Origin of the sequence: Polaribacter sp. (genome assembly GCF_049276715.1) — a bacterium.
Taxonomy (GTDB): Bacteria; Bacteroidota; Bacteroidia; order Flavobacteriales; family Flavobacteriaceae; genus Polaribacter.
In genome coordinates, this window is the sequence record NZ_JBASWY010000041.1 from 24,120 (window position 1) to 39,177 (window position 15,058).

Annotated in this window: 11 protein-coding genes; 6 read left to right on the top strand and 5 right to left on the bottom strand. The window is 30.8% G+C overall.

The genetic code is table 11. From position 1 onward, the window contains the following. Window positions 1-113: 113 nt before the first annotated feature. Entirely contained in the window at window positions 114-3,221 is a 3,108-nt protein-coding gene (locus WAO74_RS09940; protein ID WP_422161717.1) for a VPS10 domain-containing protein, read from the bottom strand. A gap of 55 nt (window positions 3,222-3,276) precedes the next feature. On the opposite strand from WAO74_RS09940, the gene WAO74_RS09945 reads away from it, so the two are divergent. The 4 genes from WAO74_RS09945 to WAO74_RS09960 all read left to right on the top strand — a co-directional run bounded on the left by WAO74_RS09945 (window position 3,277) and on the right by WAO74_RS09960 (window position 7,846). Beyond that, window positions 3,277-4,506 (top strand): 3-phosphoshikimate 1-carboxyvinyltransferase, encoded by a 1,230-nt coding sequence (locus tag WAO74_RS09945; RefSeq protein WP_422161718.1) that lies wholly within the window; start codon window positions 3,277-3,279, stop codon window positions 4,504-4,506. 75 nt (window positions 4,507-4,581) lie between these two features. Continuing rightward, entirely contained in the window at window positions 4,582-5,631 is a 1,050-nt protein-coding gene (gene queA / locus WAO74_RS09950; RefSeq protein WP_422161720.1) for a tRNA preQ1(34) S-adenosylmethionine ribosyltransferase-isomerase QueA, read from the top strand. A 118-nt stretch (window positions 5,632-5,749) separates the two neighbouring features. Beyond that, the gene (rlmN, locus tag WAO74_RS09955; RefSeq protein ID WP_422161722.1) at window positions 5,750-6,787 is read left to right on the top strand and encodes a 23S rRNA (adenine(2503)-C(2))-methyltransferase RlmN; all 1,038 of its coding nucleotides are present in this window, start codon (window positions 5,750-5,752) and stop codon (window positions 6,785-6,787) included. An 81-nt stretch (window positions 6,788-6,868) separates the two neighbouring features. Then, a complete protein-coding gene (locus tag WAO74_RS09960) occupies window positions 6,869-7,846 on the top strand; it encodes a polyprenyl synthetase family protein (protein WP_422161723.1) in 978 nt (325 codons plus the stop codon). Window positions 7,847-7,946: 100 nt separating this feature from the next. Here WAO74_RS09960 and WAO74_RS09965 read toward each other — a convergent pair whose 3' ends face one another. Next, window positions 7,947-9,512: an aryl-sulfate sulfotransferase gene (locus tag WAO74_RS09965; RefSeq protein ID WP_422161725.1), complete on the bottom strand. Its 1,566-nt coding sequence runs from the start codon at window positions 9,510-9,512 to the stop codon at window positions 7,947-7,949. A 240-nt stretch (window positions 9,513-9,752) separates the two neighbouring features. Further along, a complete protein-coding gene (locus WAO74_RS09970) occupies window positions 9,753-11,303 on the bottom strand; it encodes a GH3 auxin-responsive promoter family protein (RefSeq protein WP_422161727.1) in 1,551 nt (516 codons plus the stop codon). Window positions 11,304-11,362: 59 nt separating this feature from the next. Here WAO74_RS09970 and WAO74_RS09975 point away from each other — a divergent pair, with 59 nt between their 5' ends. Further along, window positions 11,363-12,154, top strand: a complete 792-nt coding sequence (locus tag WAO74_RS09975) for a DUF2797 domain-containing protein (protein WP_422161729.1) — start codon at window positions 11,363-11,365, stop codon at window positions 12,152-12,154. A gap of 86 nt (window positions 12,155-12,240) precedes the next feature. Further along, window positions 12,241-13,194 carry a carbon-nitrogen hydrolase family protein gene (locus tag WAO74_RS09980; protein ID WP_422161730.1) on the top strand — a complete coding sequence of 318 codons (954 nt, stop codon included), beginning with the start codon at window positions 12,241-12,243 and terminating at the stop codon, window positions 13,192-13,194. Here the strand turns inward: WAO74_RS09980 and WAO74_RS09985 are convergent. Together WAO74_RS09985 and WAO74_RS09990 are read right to left on the bottom strand one after the other, a co-directional pair. Then, window positions 13,184-13,996: an HAD family hydrolase gene (locus WAO74_RS09985; protein WP_422161732.1), complete on the bottom strand. Its 813-nt coding sequence runs from the start codon at window positions 13,994-13,996 to the stop codon at window positions 13,184-13,186. The genes WAO74_RS09980 and WAO74_RS09985 overlap by 11 nt on opposite strands. Window positions 13,997-13,998: 2 nt before the next feature. Next, on the bottom strand, window positions 13,999-15,012 hold the full coding sequence (locus WAO74_RS09990) for a LacI family DNA-binding transcriptional regulator (RefSeq protein ID WP_422161734.1): 1,014 nt from the start codon (window positions 15,010-15,012) through the stop codon (window positions 13,999-14,001). Window positions 15,013-15,058 lie beyond the last annotated feature (46 nt).

The following is a 15,058-nucleotide window of genomic DNA, read 5'->3' on the forward strand; positions in this document are numbered from 1 at the left end:
TGACATCCTTATTTTAATTGTTTTTAGTACAACTAAATTATTTTATAAATTTCAAATTATAATAAATCTAAAAAAGGTCAGTCTGAACTTGTTGAACACCCTATAATAAAACATCAATCCAACTGAATCAAATCAATATCACTTTCTTTTACTTTCTGGTTCAATTCTTTTACTCCATTTGTAAATAGTGCGTTTAACTTTGCCAATTCTACATCAATTTCTTTGGTAATTTCATTTTTAAAATCGATTGCTTGTTGCGTAGGAGCGTAGTTTCCTATTCTTGTTAATGAGTTTAAATGTCCTAGTTTATTGTTCAATCTTATAGGATAATTTAAAGGATCTTGCCCACTTTTCGATTTTGTTTGATACAAAGTTTCCTCAATAACAGTCAAGTCTTTCACTAATTTATCTGCAAAATCAATTAACTCTTTGTGTTTCTTTTTATCAGTAATAGATTTATTTAACAAACCAACCTGGTCTCTTACTTTTTTTACATTTTTTAAAGCTTTATGAATCTCAGTCATTTTAGAATTAATATCATTAATAAAATCAAACTGCGCTTTCATGTCACTTTCAGTTGCTTCAGAAGTTGGATTATTGATAATTTTAAATGTTTGATTCATTTTTTTATCATTTATAGCCAACTCCACTTTATAAGTTCCTGGCAAAGCCATAGGTCCAGATAAAGAAGCCCACCACAAAATCATACCATCAACAGATTCTGCTCCATCATACATCATATCCCAATTAAAAATATTACTGCCATCTTCTACTTTTAGAGTTTCCTCTTTTTCTTCTTTGTTTGGTTTAGTGCTATATTTTTTGATAAGATTGTCATTCACATTATAAAAAGACAAAGCAATAGTATCTTTTTCTTCCACTTTATTGATGTAATAATTTACACTTACACCTCCAGCATGATTTGTTCCTGCAGTTCTTGACGTTCGTCCATTTCCTCCAGATAAATTATAGGCATCTTTTGGTTTGTATAAAACTACTTCTTGTTTTAATGTTGATGAATTTAGTTGATGTAAAGGAGTTAAATCATCAATAATCCATAAAGATCTACCTTGAGTTGCTACAATTAAATTATCCTCTTTTATGGCTAAATCTGTAATAGGTACAATTGGTAAATTCTGCTGAAAAGGTTGCCAGTTTTGTCCATCATCAAAAGAAATGTACATTCCTTTCTCTGTTCCTGCATACAACAAGCCTTTGCGTTTTGGATCTGCTCTTAAAGCCCTAGTAAAACTTTCTTCTTCAATTCCGTTTACAATTAAAGTCCAAGATTTTCCATAATCATCGGTTTTATAAATATATGGACTGTAATCGCCAGATTTGTATTTTGTACCTACAATGTAGGCACCACCTTTTGTAAAAGGATCAACTTCTATACAGTTAATCATCATCCATTCTGGCATTTTTTTTGGTGTGATGTTGTTCCAAGAATCACCATTATTTTTTGATACATGCACCAAACCATCATCTGAACCTGTGTAAATTAAACCTGGTTCAAAAGCAGATTCTGTAGCCGCGAAAATAGTTCCATAATATTCTACACCAGTATTGTCTTGTGTAATTGGGCCTCCAGAAGATTTTAATGTTTTTGGATCGTTTCTTGTTAAATCTGGACTGATTAATTTCCAAGATTGCCCTTCGTTTTCAGTAACATGCAAATGATTAGAAGCTGCATACAAACGATTTTTATGAGTTGGCGAAAAGAAAATTGGGAAATTCCACTGAAATCTGTATTTAAAATCTTCAGCTCCATGTCCCATTGGGTCATCTGGCCAAACGTTTACAGCTCTGGTTTCATTTGTTTTATGATTTACTCTTGTTAGCAAACCACCATAACTGCCACCATACACAATATCATCATTTAAAGGATCTACAGCTATGTGTGCACTTTCTCCACCAGCAGTTGAGCTCCAATCAGATTCTGTAATAAATCTACCATCATTTCTATGCGAAATTCTCACTGTAGAATTATCTTGTTGTGCAGCTAAAATTCTATAAGGAAAATGATTATCAGTAGTAACCCTATAAAATTGCGAAGTTGGTTGATTCATATAAGTACTCCAATTTTCGCCAGCATCAAAAGAAATTTGAGCTCCACCATCATCACCAATTATCATTCTTTGGTTGTCTTCTGGTGCAATCCATAAATCATGATGATCTCCATGAGGCGCATTATACGTTTTATAAGTTTTTCCACCATCTGTAGATTTGTGATAGCGAACATTTAACACATATAAAATATCTTCATCTTGGGTGTCTGCATACAAACGTGTGTAATACCAAGCTCTTTGACGCAATTTTCTTTCAGAATTTATCAAACTCCAAGTTTTTCCTGCATCTGTAGATTTGTAAATTCCGCCTTTTTCATTTTCGATTAAAGCATACACAATATCCGAATTTACTGGCGAAACTGTAACTCCAGCAATTCCCCAAATACCTTTAGGCAAACCTTTGTACTCTGAAATATTTGTCCAAGTTTCACCTTCGTCAGTACTTTTCCACATTGCAGAACCTTTGCCACCAGAAGATAAACTATAAGGAGTTCTTCTAACATCCCAAGTTGTTGCAAATAAAATTCTTGGATTATTTGGATCGATAATTAAATCGACAACTCCAGAATTTTCATCAGAAAAAAGAACTTTTTTCCAAGTTGTTCCACCATCAATAGTTTTGTAAACCCCTCTTTCTTGAGTGGGTTTGTATAAATCACCTAAAACTCCTGCAAAAGCAATATCAGAATTTTTTGGATGAATACGCATTCTTGGAATATGTCTTGAATTTTTTAAACCTACATGTGTCCAAGTTTTTCCTGCATTTTCAGATTTCCAAATTCCATCTCCAGAAGAAACATTTCCACGAACGGTTTTTTCTCCCATTCCAACATAGATTACATTATTATCAGAATCAGAAACTGCTACAGCACCAACAGAACCGCCAAAAAAACCGTCAGAAATATTTTGCCAAGTGTTCCCAGCATCAGTAGTTTTCCAAACGCCACCACCAGTTGCGCCCATGTAAAATAAATTTGCTTTTCCAGAAACGCCAGTAACAGCAGCACTTCTTCCACCTCTAAAAGGACCAATATTTCTGTATTTTACTTCGCTAAAATATTCGTCAGAAACTTGGGTAGCTTTTTTTTGTGCATTAACTTTGGCATTTGCAGATAAAAAGATGCAAATTGCCGCAAAAAGAAATTTTTTCATGTAGGTTAGTTGTAAGTTTAAGCCTTAAAAATAAGAATTAAAATCAGTTTTTAGAATGGACATATTGTTAAATGTTTTAGACGATAAAAAAATAAATCAAAAAATAACTATTTCTGGTTCGAAAAGTGAATCGAATAGATTGCTGATTTTACAAAAATTATTCCCAGAAATTACGATAGAGAATTTATCGGATTCTGATGATTCTGTGCACATGCAACATGCACTTTCTACAAATGATGTTACTGTAGATATTGGTCATGCAGGCACTGCAATGCGTTTTTTAACATCTTATTTTGCAGTAAATGATGGCAGAGAAACTGTACTTACAGGTTCTGAAAGAATGCAAAACAGACCTATTGAAATTTTAGTAAATGCTTTAAAAGATATAGGTGCAGATATTTCTTTTACAGATAAAATTGGATATCCACCAATTAAAATTAAAGGCACAAAAATTACACAAAACAAAGTTCAAATTAATGGGAATGTAAGTAGCCAATATATTTCATCATTATTGTTAATTGCTTCAAAATTAGAAAACGGATTAGAAATAGAATTATTAGGGCAAATAACATCTATTCCTTATATAAACATGACATTGAGTTTATTGCATCAAATAGGTGTAAAAACAAGTTTTATAGGCAATTTTATAAAAGTGTATCCTATAAAAAATATTGAAAAACAAACAGTAGTTGTAGAATCTGATTGGTCTTCTGCAAGTTATTTTTATTCGATTATTGCATCCTCAGAGATTGGTTCTCAAATTCAATTATCAGCATATAAGAAAGAAAGTTTGCAAGGAGATTCTTGTTTAAAAAAAGTGTACAAACATTTTGGTGTAGAAACTACTTTTGGAGAGAATTTTATCACTTTAAAAAAAGTAAAAGAAAGTAAAAAATCTGCTTTGGAAATCAATTTAAAAAATGCTCCAGATATTGCGCAAACCATTGCTGTTACTTGTTTTTTAGAAAATGTTGCTTGTAATTTAAAAGGTTTACACACTTTAAAAATTAAAGAAACAGACAGATTAGAAGCTTTGCAAGTTGAATTGACCAAATTGGGAGCAACTATTTCTGTAACAAACGAAAGTTTGCATTTAGAAAAATCATTAGAAATAAAAGAAAATATTGCCATAAAAACATATAATGATCATAGAATGGCAATGGCTTTTGCGCCTTTAGCGTTAAAAGCACCCATCAAAATTTTAAATGCTGAGGTTGTTACCAAATCGTATCAAAAATTTTGGGATGATATGCAGCAAATTGGGTTTAAAATAGATAAACTTTAAAGATAAACAGGTAAACACTTGACAACGCCTATTTTCATATCGTATATTTGCATCTTTTTATAGCTAAATATATATATGAAATTATCACACTTCGATTTTGAATTGCCAGATGAATTATTGGCAGAATATCCTGCAGAACATAGAGACGAGTCTCGTTTAATGGTTTTAAACAGAAAAGACAAAACTATAGAGCACAAATTGTTTAAAGATGTTATCGATTACTTTGATGAAGGTGATGTTTTAATGCTAAATAACACCAAAGTTTTTCCTGCAAGAATGTTTGGAAATAAAGAAAAAACAGGTGCTAGAATTGAAGTTTTCTTATTAAGAGAATTAAATGCAGAAAATAGATTGTGGGATGTTTTAGTAGATCCAGCAAGAAAAATAAGAATTGGAAACAAGTTGTTTTTTGGTGATGATGACAGTTTAGTAGCAGAAGTTATAGACAACACAACTTCTAGAGGTAGAACTTTACGCTTTTTATACGATGGAAGTTACGAATCTTTCAGAGAAAAATTATTAGAATTAGGGCAAACACCTTTGCCTAAATACATTTTAAGAGCTGTAGAACCTTCAGATGAGGAGCGTTATCAAACAATTTATGCAAAACACGAAGGGGCTGTTGCAGCACCAACTGCAGGTTTGCATTTTTCTAAACATTTATTAAAACGTTTAGAAATTAAAGGAATTGATTTTGCAGAAATGACATTACACGTTGGTTTAGGAACTTTTAGTGGTGTTGAGGTAGAAGATTTGTCGAAACATAAAATGGACTCTGAACAAATTATAATTCCGGCTGCAACTGCTGCGAAAATTAACCAGGCAAAAAAAGACAAAAGAAGAATTTGCGCTGTTGGAACAACAGTAATGAGAACTGTGGAATCTTCGGTTTCATCGAATGCAGAATTAAATGCGTTTGAAGGTTGGACAAATAAATTTATTTTTCCTCCTTACGATTTTAGTATCGCGAATTCTATGATTACCAATTTCCATACACCAAAATCTACCTTAATGATGCAAGCTGCAGCATTTGCTGGTTACGATTTTTTAATGGAAGCCTATAAAGTAGCTGTAAAAGAAAAGTACAGATTCTACTCTTATGGAGATGCAATGTTGATTATCTAATAAATTAAAGAATTGAAAAATTTAAAAATTAAAAACTGGTGCTTGTTCAAGTGCCAGTTTTTTTATGTATATTTTACATTGTATTTTTTTTAATTTTTAATCTTTTAATAAGAATATTTTGAATAGTAAAAAAGACATCAGAGCCTTAACCAAAGAACAATTACGCAATTTTTTTGTAGAAAATGGCGATAAAGCTTTTCGTGGAAATCAAGTGTATGAGTGGCTCTGGAGTAAGTCTTTGCATACATTTGAAGAGATGACAAACATTTCTAAACAAACTAGAGAAATGTTAGAGAGTAACTTTGTCATCAATCATATCAAAGTAGATTCTATGCAAAAAAGTGCAGATGGCACTATTAAAAACGGCATAAAATTACATGATGGTTTGGTTGTAGAATCTGTTTTAATTCCTACAAAAAAAAGAACCACAGCTTGTGTTTCTAGTCAAGTTGGTTGTAGTTTAGATTGCAAGTTTTGTGCAACTGCACGTTTAAAAAGAATGCGTAATTTGAATCCTGATGAAATTTACGATCAAGTTGTAGTCATTGATAAACAAAGCAGATTATACTATAATCGTAAGTTGACCAATATTGTTTTTATGGGAATGGGCGAACCACTTATGAACTATAAAAATGTCTTGAAATCTATAGAAATGATCACTTCTCCAGAAGGTTTAGGAATGTCATCAAAAAGAATTACAGTTTCTACTTCTGGGGTGCCAAAGATGATTAAAATGATGGCAGATGAAGAAGTGAAATTTAATTTAGCAGTTTCTTTACATTCTGCAATCGATGAAGTAAGAACTTCAATTATGCCTTTTAATACCAACTTTCCTTTAAAAGACTTACGAGAATCTTTAGAATATTGGTATGCAAAAACAAAACGTGCAATTACCTACGAATATGTTGTTTGGGAAGGAATTAATGATCGAAAAGAAGATATAAACGCACTCGTTGAATTCTGTAAATATGTGCCTTGTAAAGTAAATTTAATAGAATACAACCCAATTGATGATGGACAATTTCAGCAAGCCAAAGAATCGGCTATCAACAATTATATTTCTAATTTAGAAATGAACGACATTACAGTAAATGTAAGAAGAAGTAGAGGAAAAGATATTGATGCAGCTTGTGGGCAATTGGCGAACAAAGCTTAACATATTGTTATGCTTCACTTATTTGAGCATCTTGTTATTTTCATTACTTTTGATATTAATACTGCATCTAGTTTACTATAAATGAAACCAGCAGAACTTATAAAATTTCCCATCAAAAAAGAGATGGAACTCTTTGAAAAAAAGTTCAAGGATTCCATGCTTTCTAAGGTGCCGCTTTTAAACAGAATTACTTATTACATTGTTCGTAGAAAAGGAAAACAAATGCGACCCATGTTTGTTTTTTTGGTAGCAAAAATGGTTTCTGATGGTGGTTTTGATGAACGAACTTATAGAGGAGCTTCTGTAATAGAATTGATTCACACAGCAACTTTGGTGCATGATGATGTTGTTGATGACTCCAATAGAAGGCGTGGTTTTTTCTCCATAAATGCGCTTTGGAAAAATAAAATTGCAGTTTTAGTAGGCGACTTTTTACTTTCTAAAGGATTGCTTTTATCCATAGATAATGAAGATTTCGATTTACTAAAACTAATTTCTATTGCTGTTCGTGAAATGAGCGAAGGCGAATTACTACAAATAGAAAAAGCAAGAAAACTAGATATTACAGAAGATGTTTATTTTGATATTATCAGACAAAAAACGGCAACTTTAATTGCGGCTTGTTGTGGAATTGGGGCAGCTTCTGTAGGCGCAAACCAAGAAACTGTGCAACAAATGAGAAAGTTTGGAGAATATATTGGAATTGCTTTTCAAATAAAAGATGATTTGTTCGATTACACAGATGATAAAATAGGGAAACCTACAGGTATTGATATTAAAGAGCAAAAAATGACTTTGCCATTGATTCATACTTTAAATACTTGTTCAAATAAGGAAAAATCTTGGTTGATTAATACCATCAAAAAACACAATAAAGACAAAAAAAGAGTAAAAGAGGTAATTACTTTTGTAAAAGAAAATGGAGGTATAGAATACACCATTTCTCAAATGAATGATTACAAAGACAAAGCACTTTCTATTCTAGAAAATTACCCAAAATCGTCTTACAAAGATTCTCTTTTATTGATGATAGATTATGTTGTGGAAAGAAGGGTGTAGATAATATAACTTTATAAAACATATTTTTCACCTTTTGGTTTTAGTGAAAAATATGTTTTAAATTAATTTACATGTGTAGTATTTTAAAGAATTTAATTCTTTAATTCTTTAAGACTTTAATAATTTTCGAGTTTTCCTCAGACAAAATCTTAACAAAATATAAACCTTTTACTAAATTTTCTAAATTTATATTTTTAGAATTCTTTGTACTTAATACTGTTTTTCCAGATACATCAAAAACTTTAATTTCATCCATTTGTAAACTAAAATTTAAATAGCTTTTTGTAGGATTAGGATAAACTCTTAGATCAGAAAAATATAAATTTTCAACAGATAAACTTGCGCTACAAGCAGCAGAGATAGAATTTACATCTTCAATTATACCAGTATTGTTAAATGTTTTACCATTAAAACCAGCATAATTTTCAGCATATCTATGTGCTCTAAAAGCGTTATTTCCAGAAATTTCTGTAGTAAATTGGCTATAATTAGTATTATTACCTACAGGAATTATGTACACCCATATTACATTTCCTTCTCTATCAACTTCTGTAATTCTTCCATTTATGGTTTCATTAATCAAGGCGTTTCCATTCGACATGATTTGGACACCACATTGAGCGTCTCCAAGCATTGGAGTTCCCATAATAGTTCCATCCCAAGACCAGAAATAATCATTTGGTAAAAATTTATCAGCCTCTAAAGTGTATACCCCATTTGTAGCATTTTGATCGATAATGTGTACAGAAGAAAAAGCAGTATTTGTTCCATAACCATCATTGCTAAATACAGACATTTTACCTTTATCAGGACCTTCGGTAATCCATTTTATATCATGCTGTCTTCCTAATTTTCGATCGCTAATTGTTCCTTGGTTATATACTTCTGGATTTCCCCATCTCCAAAGAAAATCTCCACCTTTTCCATAAATACCTCCAGAATGCGAGGCAGCTTCTGCAGTTGTTGTGCTATGGTCTATAACAAAGACTTCTTTTAAATGTCTAGCCGAAAATACAATTTGGTCTAAACTTTCGTTATAATCAATTGCATTGGCATGTATAGGATTAGAACCTTCCCCATCTTCATAGTTCATATCCAGTAATTGAGGATTGTTAGCAACAATGCCATAATTAGGTTTGGTGCTATCAAATTCTTGAACTAAATGATCAAAAAGTTTCCATTCCCAAACTATTTCAGCACTATTAGTTCCAACAGGTTTGATTTCTACAATTCTTTCTAAAACTAATACATCATTTGGATAAGAAGTATCCATACCTGCAGCAAACATTTCTGTATTGGTATAATTGTCTCTTACTAAAACTAAAAAGTTGCCATTTGGTAAAGGTTGAATATCGTGATGAATTCTAAAGCCTAGCACACTTTGATAAGTAATACTCCATAGAATATTATTATCCCAATCTCTAATTTCTGCATATAAACCTGAGCTTTGAAATATATTACCATTCTCTAATAAATAATAATTTCTTGCGTCTTCACCCGAAAAATCCCATTGATGAACTACCTCACCACAGTTATTAATAAGAAAAGTTCTACTATCTGAAATTGGATTGATAAGAGTATAACCATTTGACTTTGTTTTACTAACATCATTAAAAACCAAACCAATGGTTTCTTGAGCAAAATTATACTCAACTAACAATATCAAAACGAATAAGATAATTTTTTTATGCACCTTTATTTTTTTTACAAATATAATTAAACACATTAAGGTATAAAAAATTTAGATCAATTATAAGGGGGTTTTTTATATGTTAAAACTTACAACGATTTTTATGAATTTTTTTAAAAAAAAGTATAAATGAATAGCATTAAGGAAAGTGTTTTTAATTTTAATAAATCTAAAGAAACTTCTTCTTTTTATTTGGTTATAATTTAGATATAATATTTATAACAACCAAAAAAAAGGCAATAATACTTTAAAATACGGTTGTAGGTTTAAAAGTTCCTCTACAAAATCTCTTTTATTAGACAATCTTGGCACTTTATGTTGGCCTCCTAATTTATCTTTTTTCTTTAGCCATTCATAAAATAAACCTTGTTTAGCTAAATGAATTTTAGGCATTGCCAAAGTCATGGAGTTGTAACGTTTTGCTTCATAGTCAGAATTTATAGCTTTTAAAGCATTGTCTAAAAGTTCTGTGAAGTAGTTCATGTTTTCTGGCTTTTTGCTAAATTCTATAATCCATTCATGTCCACCACTTTCTTTATCCTTCATAAAAATAGGCCCCACAGTATAATCAACAATTAGCGCATTTGTTTTTTCGCAAGCCAGCTTTAAACCATCTTCTACATTTTCTATATTTAGCTCTTCACCAAAAACATTTATATAATGTCTTGTTCTTCCTGTTATTTTTATTCTGTAAGGTTCTATAGATGTAAAACGAATGGTATCTCCAATTAAATAACGCCATAAACCACTATTTGTAGTAATTATCAAAGCATAATCAACATCGGTTTTTACATCATTTAAAGCAATGGTTTTTGAGTTTTCTCCTTTGTAATCTGTCATTGGAATAAACTCGTAGAAAATACCATAATCTAGCATCAACAATAATTCTTTAGAACCATTTCTGTCTTGAATAGCAAAAAAACCTTCAGATGCATTATAGATTTCATAATACTGAAAATCTTTTTTAGGAATCAGTTTTTTGTACTGTTCTCTGTAAGGATTAAAGTTTACGCCTCCATGAAAATAGACTTCCAAATTTGGCCAAACTTCTAAAATATGTTCTTTTCCAGTTCTTTCTAAAACTCGGTTTAAAAGTACCAACATCCAACTTGGCACACCTACTAAACTCGTAATATTTTCGTTGATGGTTTCATCAATAATGGCTTCCATTTTGGTTTCCCATTCAGACATTAAAGCCACTTCTTGGCTTGGTGCAGAACTGTAATCTGCCCAAAAAGGTAAGTTCTCTGTAATAATTGCAGATAAATCTCCAAAGTAAGAATTGTTGTCTTCGTAAATATCAGAACTTCCACCTAAACGCAAACTTTTACCCGTAAAAAGCTGAGTTTCTTCGTTGTTATTAATGTACAAACACAACATATCTTTACCAGCTTTCATGTGGCAATATTCTAATGCTTCATTACTAACAGGTATAAATTTACTTTTTGCATTCGTGGTTCCACTACTTTTTGCAAACCATTTTATGGGAGTTGGCCAAAACAAATCTTGTTCTCCTTTTCTGCAACGTTCAATTAAAGGTTCTATACTTTCGTATTTTTGAATGGGTACTAATTTTACAAAATCCTCATAACTTTTGATGGATGAAAAATCATGATCTATTCCAAATTCGGTTCTTTTAGCAGTCGAAACTAACTTCAGTAAAAGTTCGTTTTGAACATCTATTGGATATTTTAAAAACAATTCTATTTGATGAATTCGCTTTTTTAAAAACCACGAAATGATAGAATTTACAATAGGTAAAGCCATGTAGAAAGTTCGATTTTTTATGTAATTTTGTTAAAAGCTAAAAATAACAAAATTTATTTATGCAGTATCAAGGAGTTTTAAAAAAGATGATGACAGAGAATGGTGATGAAATTCAGTATTATTTAGATATGAAAACTGATTTTTTGAACATGAATCAGTTGTTAAACAAAGAGATAACCCTCAAATTTGTGACTTATGAATGTTTAAATTGTCATTTAGAAAAGAAAATTTACAGACAAGGTTTTTGTAAATCTTGCTTTTTTGATATCCCACAAGCTGCAGATTGGATTATGAGACCCGAATTAAGTCAGGCGCATTTAGATATTGAAGACAGAGATTTAGTCTATGAAAAAGCTGTACAATTGCAACCTCATATTGTGTATTTGGCAAATTCTAGCAACGTAAAAGTTGGGGTAACCAGAAAGCAACAAGTACCCACAAGATGGATAGATCAAGGAGCTCATGAAGCCATAGAAATTGTAGAAGTACCTAACAGATATTTGGCAGGAATTACAGAAGTTGCTTTAAAAGAGCATGTTGCAGACAAAACGAATTGGCGCAAAATGTTGCAAAATGATATTGAAGACGAAAATTTGGTAGCATGGAGAGAGAAGTTAAAACAATACATTCCAGATGAAGCCAAAGAATATTTTATTGAAAACAATTCTGAAACCAATTTAAATTTCCCTGTTAAAAAATATCCACAGAAACCTAAAAGTTTAAACTTAGAAAAAAACTTAAATTTCACTGGAAAATTGGTAGGAATTAAAGGACAATATTTAATTTTTGATGATGAAACTGTTTTTAATATTCGAGGGAATGAGGGTTTGGTGGTTTCTATAGAAGTTTAATTTTTGTCATGGTGAATCTCTGCGAAAAAACTCTGAGATATTATGTGTGATAAATTTCAAATTCATAGAAAAATATTCAAAATAATATGAAAAATAACCTATTAAAAGTAGCCTTAGCACAAATTTCTCCTGTTTGGTTAAACAAAGAAAAAACCATCAATAAAATTGAGAAATCAATTTTGGATGCAGCAAAAGAAAATTGCGAATTGATTGTTTTTGGAGAAGCATTATTACCTGGTTATCCTTTTTGGATTGCCTTAACAAATGGTGCTGAATGGAATTCTAAAACTCAAAAAGAAATTCATTCATATTATGTTCGAAATTCTATAATCATAGAAAAAGGGGAGTTAAATTCCATTTGTAAGTTGGCAAAAGACCATAAAATTGCCATTTATTTAGGCATTATGGAACGTGCCCAAAATAGAGGAGCACATAGTATTTATGCCAGCTTAGTGTATATAAATCAAAATGGAGAAATAAAATCTGTTCATAGAAAACTACAACCTACATATGATGAACGCTTAACTTGGGCTCCTGGAGATGGAAATGGTTTGCAAGTGCATCCATTAAAAGAATTTACTGTTGGCGGTTTAAATTGTTGGGAAAATTGGATGCCTTTGCCAAGAACTGCTTTGTATGGTTTAGGAGAAGATTTGCATATTGCAGTTTGGCCAGGAAGTGATCATAACACTAAAGATATTACACGTTTTATTGCAAGAGAATCTCGATCTTTTGTGATTTCGGTTTCTGCTTTAATGTCTAAGTCTGACTTTCCAAAAGATATTCCTTATTACAATAAAATTGTAAAAGATGCTCCAGATATTTTGGCAAATGGAGGCTCTTGTATTGCAGGTCCTGATGGAGAATGGATAGTTGAACCTATCATTAATAAAGAGGGTTTAATTATAGAAACCTTAGATTTTAATAGAGTTTTAGAAGAAAGACAAAACTTTGATGTGGTAGGGCATTATTCCAGACCAGATGTTACCAAACTGCATGTGAATAGAGAAAGACAAAGTATGGTTTCTTTTAATGATTAGCTTTAATCAGTTTTTCTAAAATAGTTTCTACACCCAAATTATCATTACTTTCTGTCAGGTATTTGGCAATTTCTTTAATTTCTTTGTGTGCGTTTTTCATGGCAAAACTAAAGTCCGCTTCTTGCATCATTTCTATGTCATTATGATAATCACCAAAAACCATCGTTTCTGCTTTGGTAATATTCAATAATTTTTGAACCGTTCTTAATGCATTTCCTTTATTGGCTTTTTCATCAGAAATATCTAACCAATTTATTCCAGAAATTTTTAGTAGAATTTCATCATTTAAATGTTTTACTACAGGATAAATAAATTGTTCAGAAGAATCGAAATGATAAACAGCAATTTTAAAAACGGGTGTAATTTTTGCAATTTCAAGCAAATCATCCACCACTTGAAAACTATGATAATATTCTTGAAAAAGGTTAATAAATCTTTCGTCTCTACTTTCTATAAATGCAGAACCATTGCAACACAAAACCATATTTGCTCCAGAAATTTCTCTTAATACAGGAATTAAGTTGAGTACTTTTTCTGGTTTTAAGAAATTGGATAATAAAACTTCATTCCCTTTTTTTGCAATGCCACCATTTTCTGCAATTACATAAATATCTTCTTTTATAGCATCTAATTTAGAAACAATACTATTGTGTTGTCTGCCACTTGCAGCACAGAAATAAATATTTTGTTTTTGTAGTTTTGAGAAAAGTTCAAAAAAAATGGAGCTAACTTCACCTTTAGAGTTTAGCAAAGTGCCATCCATATCCGAAACTACTAATTTTACTTTCGAAAAGTCAATCATTTTTATCTAGTAGAATCTCTAATTACCAAATCTGTTTTAATCACTTTAGTAATAATTTCTGTATGTTTTTTTTGTAATTTATCAATTAAAATTTGCGCAGCTGTTTCTCCCATTAATTCTCCATGCTGACTTATCGTAGTCATTTTTGGGCTGGAATGTCTTGATAAAATTCCGTTAGAAAATGCAATTACAGAAACATCTTTTGGTATTTCTTTTCCACTTTTCACCAAAGTTTTCATCGCAGAAATTGCAACAGATTCTCCAGTGGAAATAACACTATCAATTTTATTTTCTTTAAAAAATGGTATTAAAACACTTTCATATTTTTTATAATCTCTTTCCAAAATATCGATAACTAAATTTTCATCAAAAGGAATATTTACATTTTCTAATCCTTTTTTGTAACCTAAAAAACGTTGCTTACCTATGTGTAAATCGCTTATTGTAGAAATAAATGCAATTCTTTTATGCCCTTTTTTGTGTAAATATTCAACAGTATTTAAAGCGCCATTAAAATCATCTGCTGTAACTTTATCACATTCAATCGATTGTGCAACTCTATCAAACATAACAATTGGAGTCCCGTTTTCTATAGATTCTTTAAAGTGCTTGTAATCATTCTTTAATTCAGTTTCTTTTGCCATAGACAAAATAAAACCATCGATACTTCCATTAGAAAGCATTTCTATAATTTCTGCTTCTTTTTCAAATGATTGATTCGAGATACAAGTAATAACTTTATAACCCTCTTTTAAAGCCTTTTTTTCTATGCCTTTAAAAACTTGTGCAAAGAAATAATTTAGCATGGTTGGTATAATAACACCTATGGTTTTTGTGCTTCTGTTTTTTAAACTTAATGCATTAAAATTAGGCTTATAATTATGCTCTTTAGCGTATTTCTGAATTTTCTCTTTCGTACTTTCACTAATTTCATAACTATCGTTTAAAGCTTTTGAAACAGTAGAAATAGAGACTTTAAATTCTTTAGCAATGTCTTTTATGGTGAGTTTCTTCATGTACAAAAATTAACCACTAATATATAAAATTAAAAGCACTTGTTTT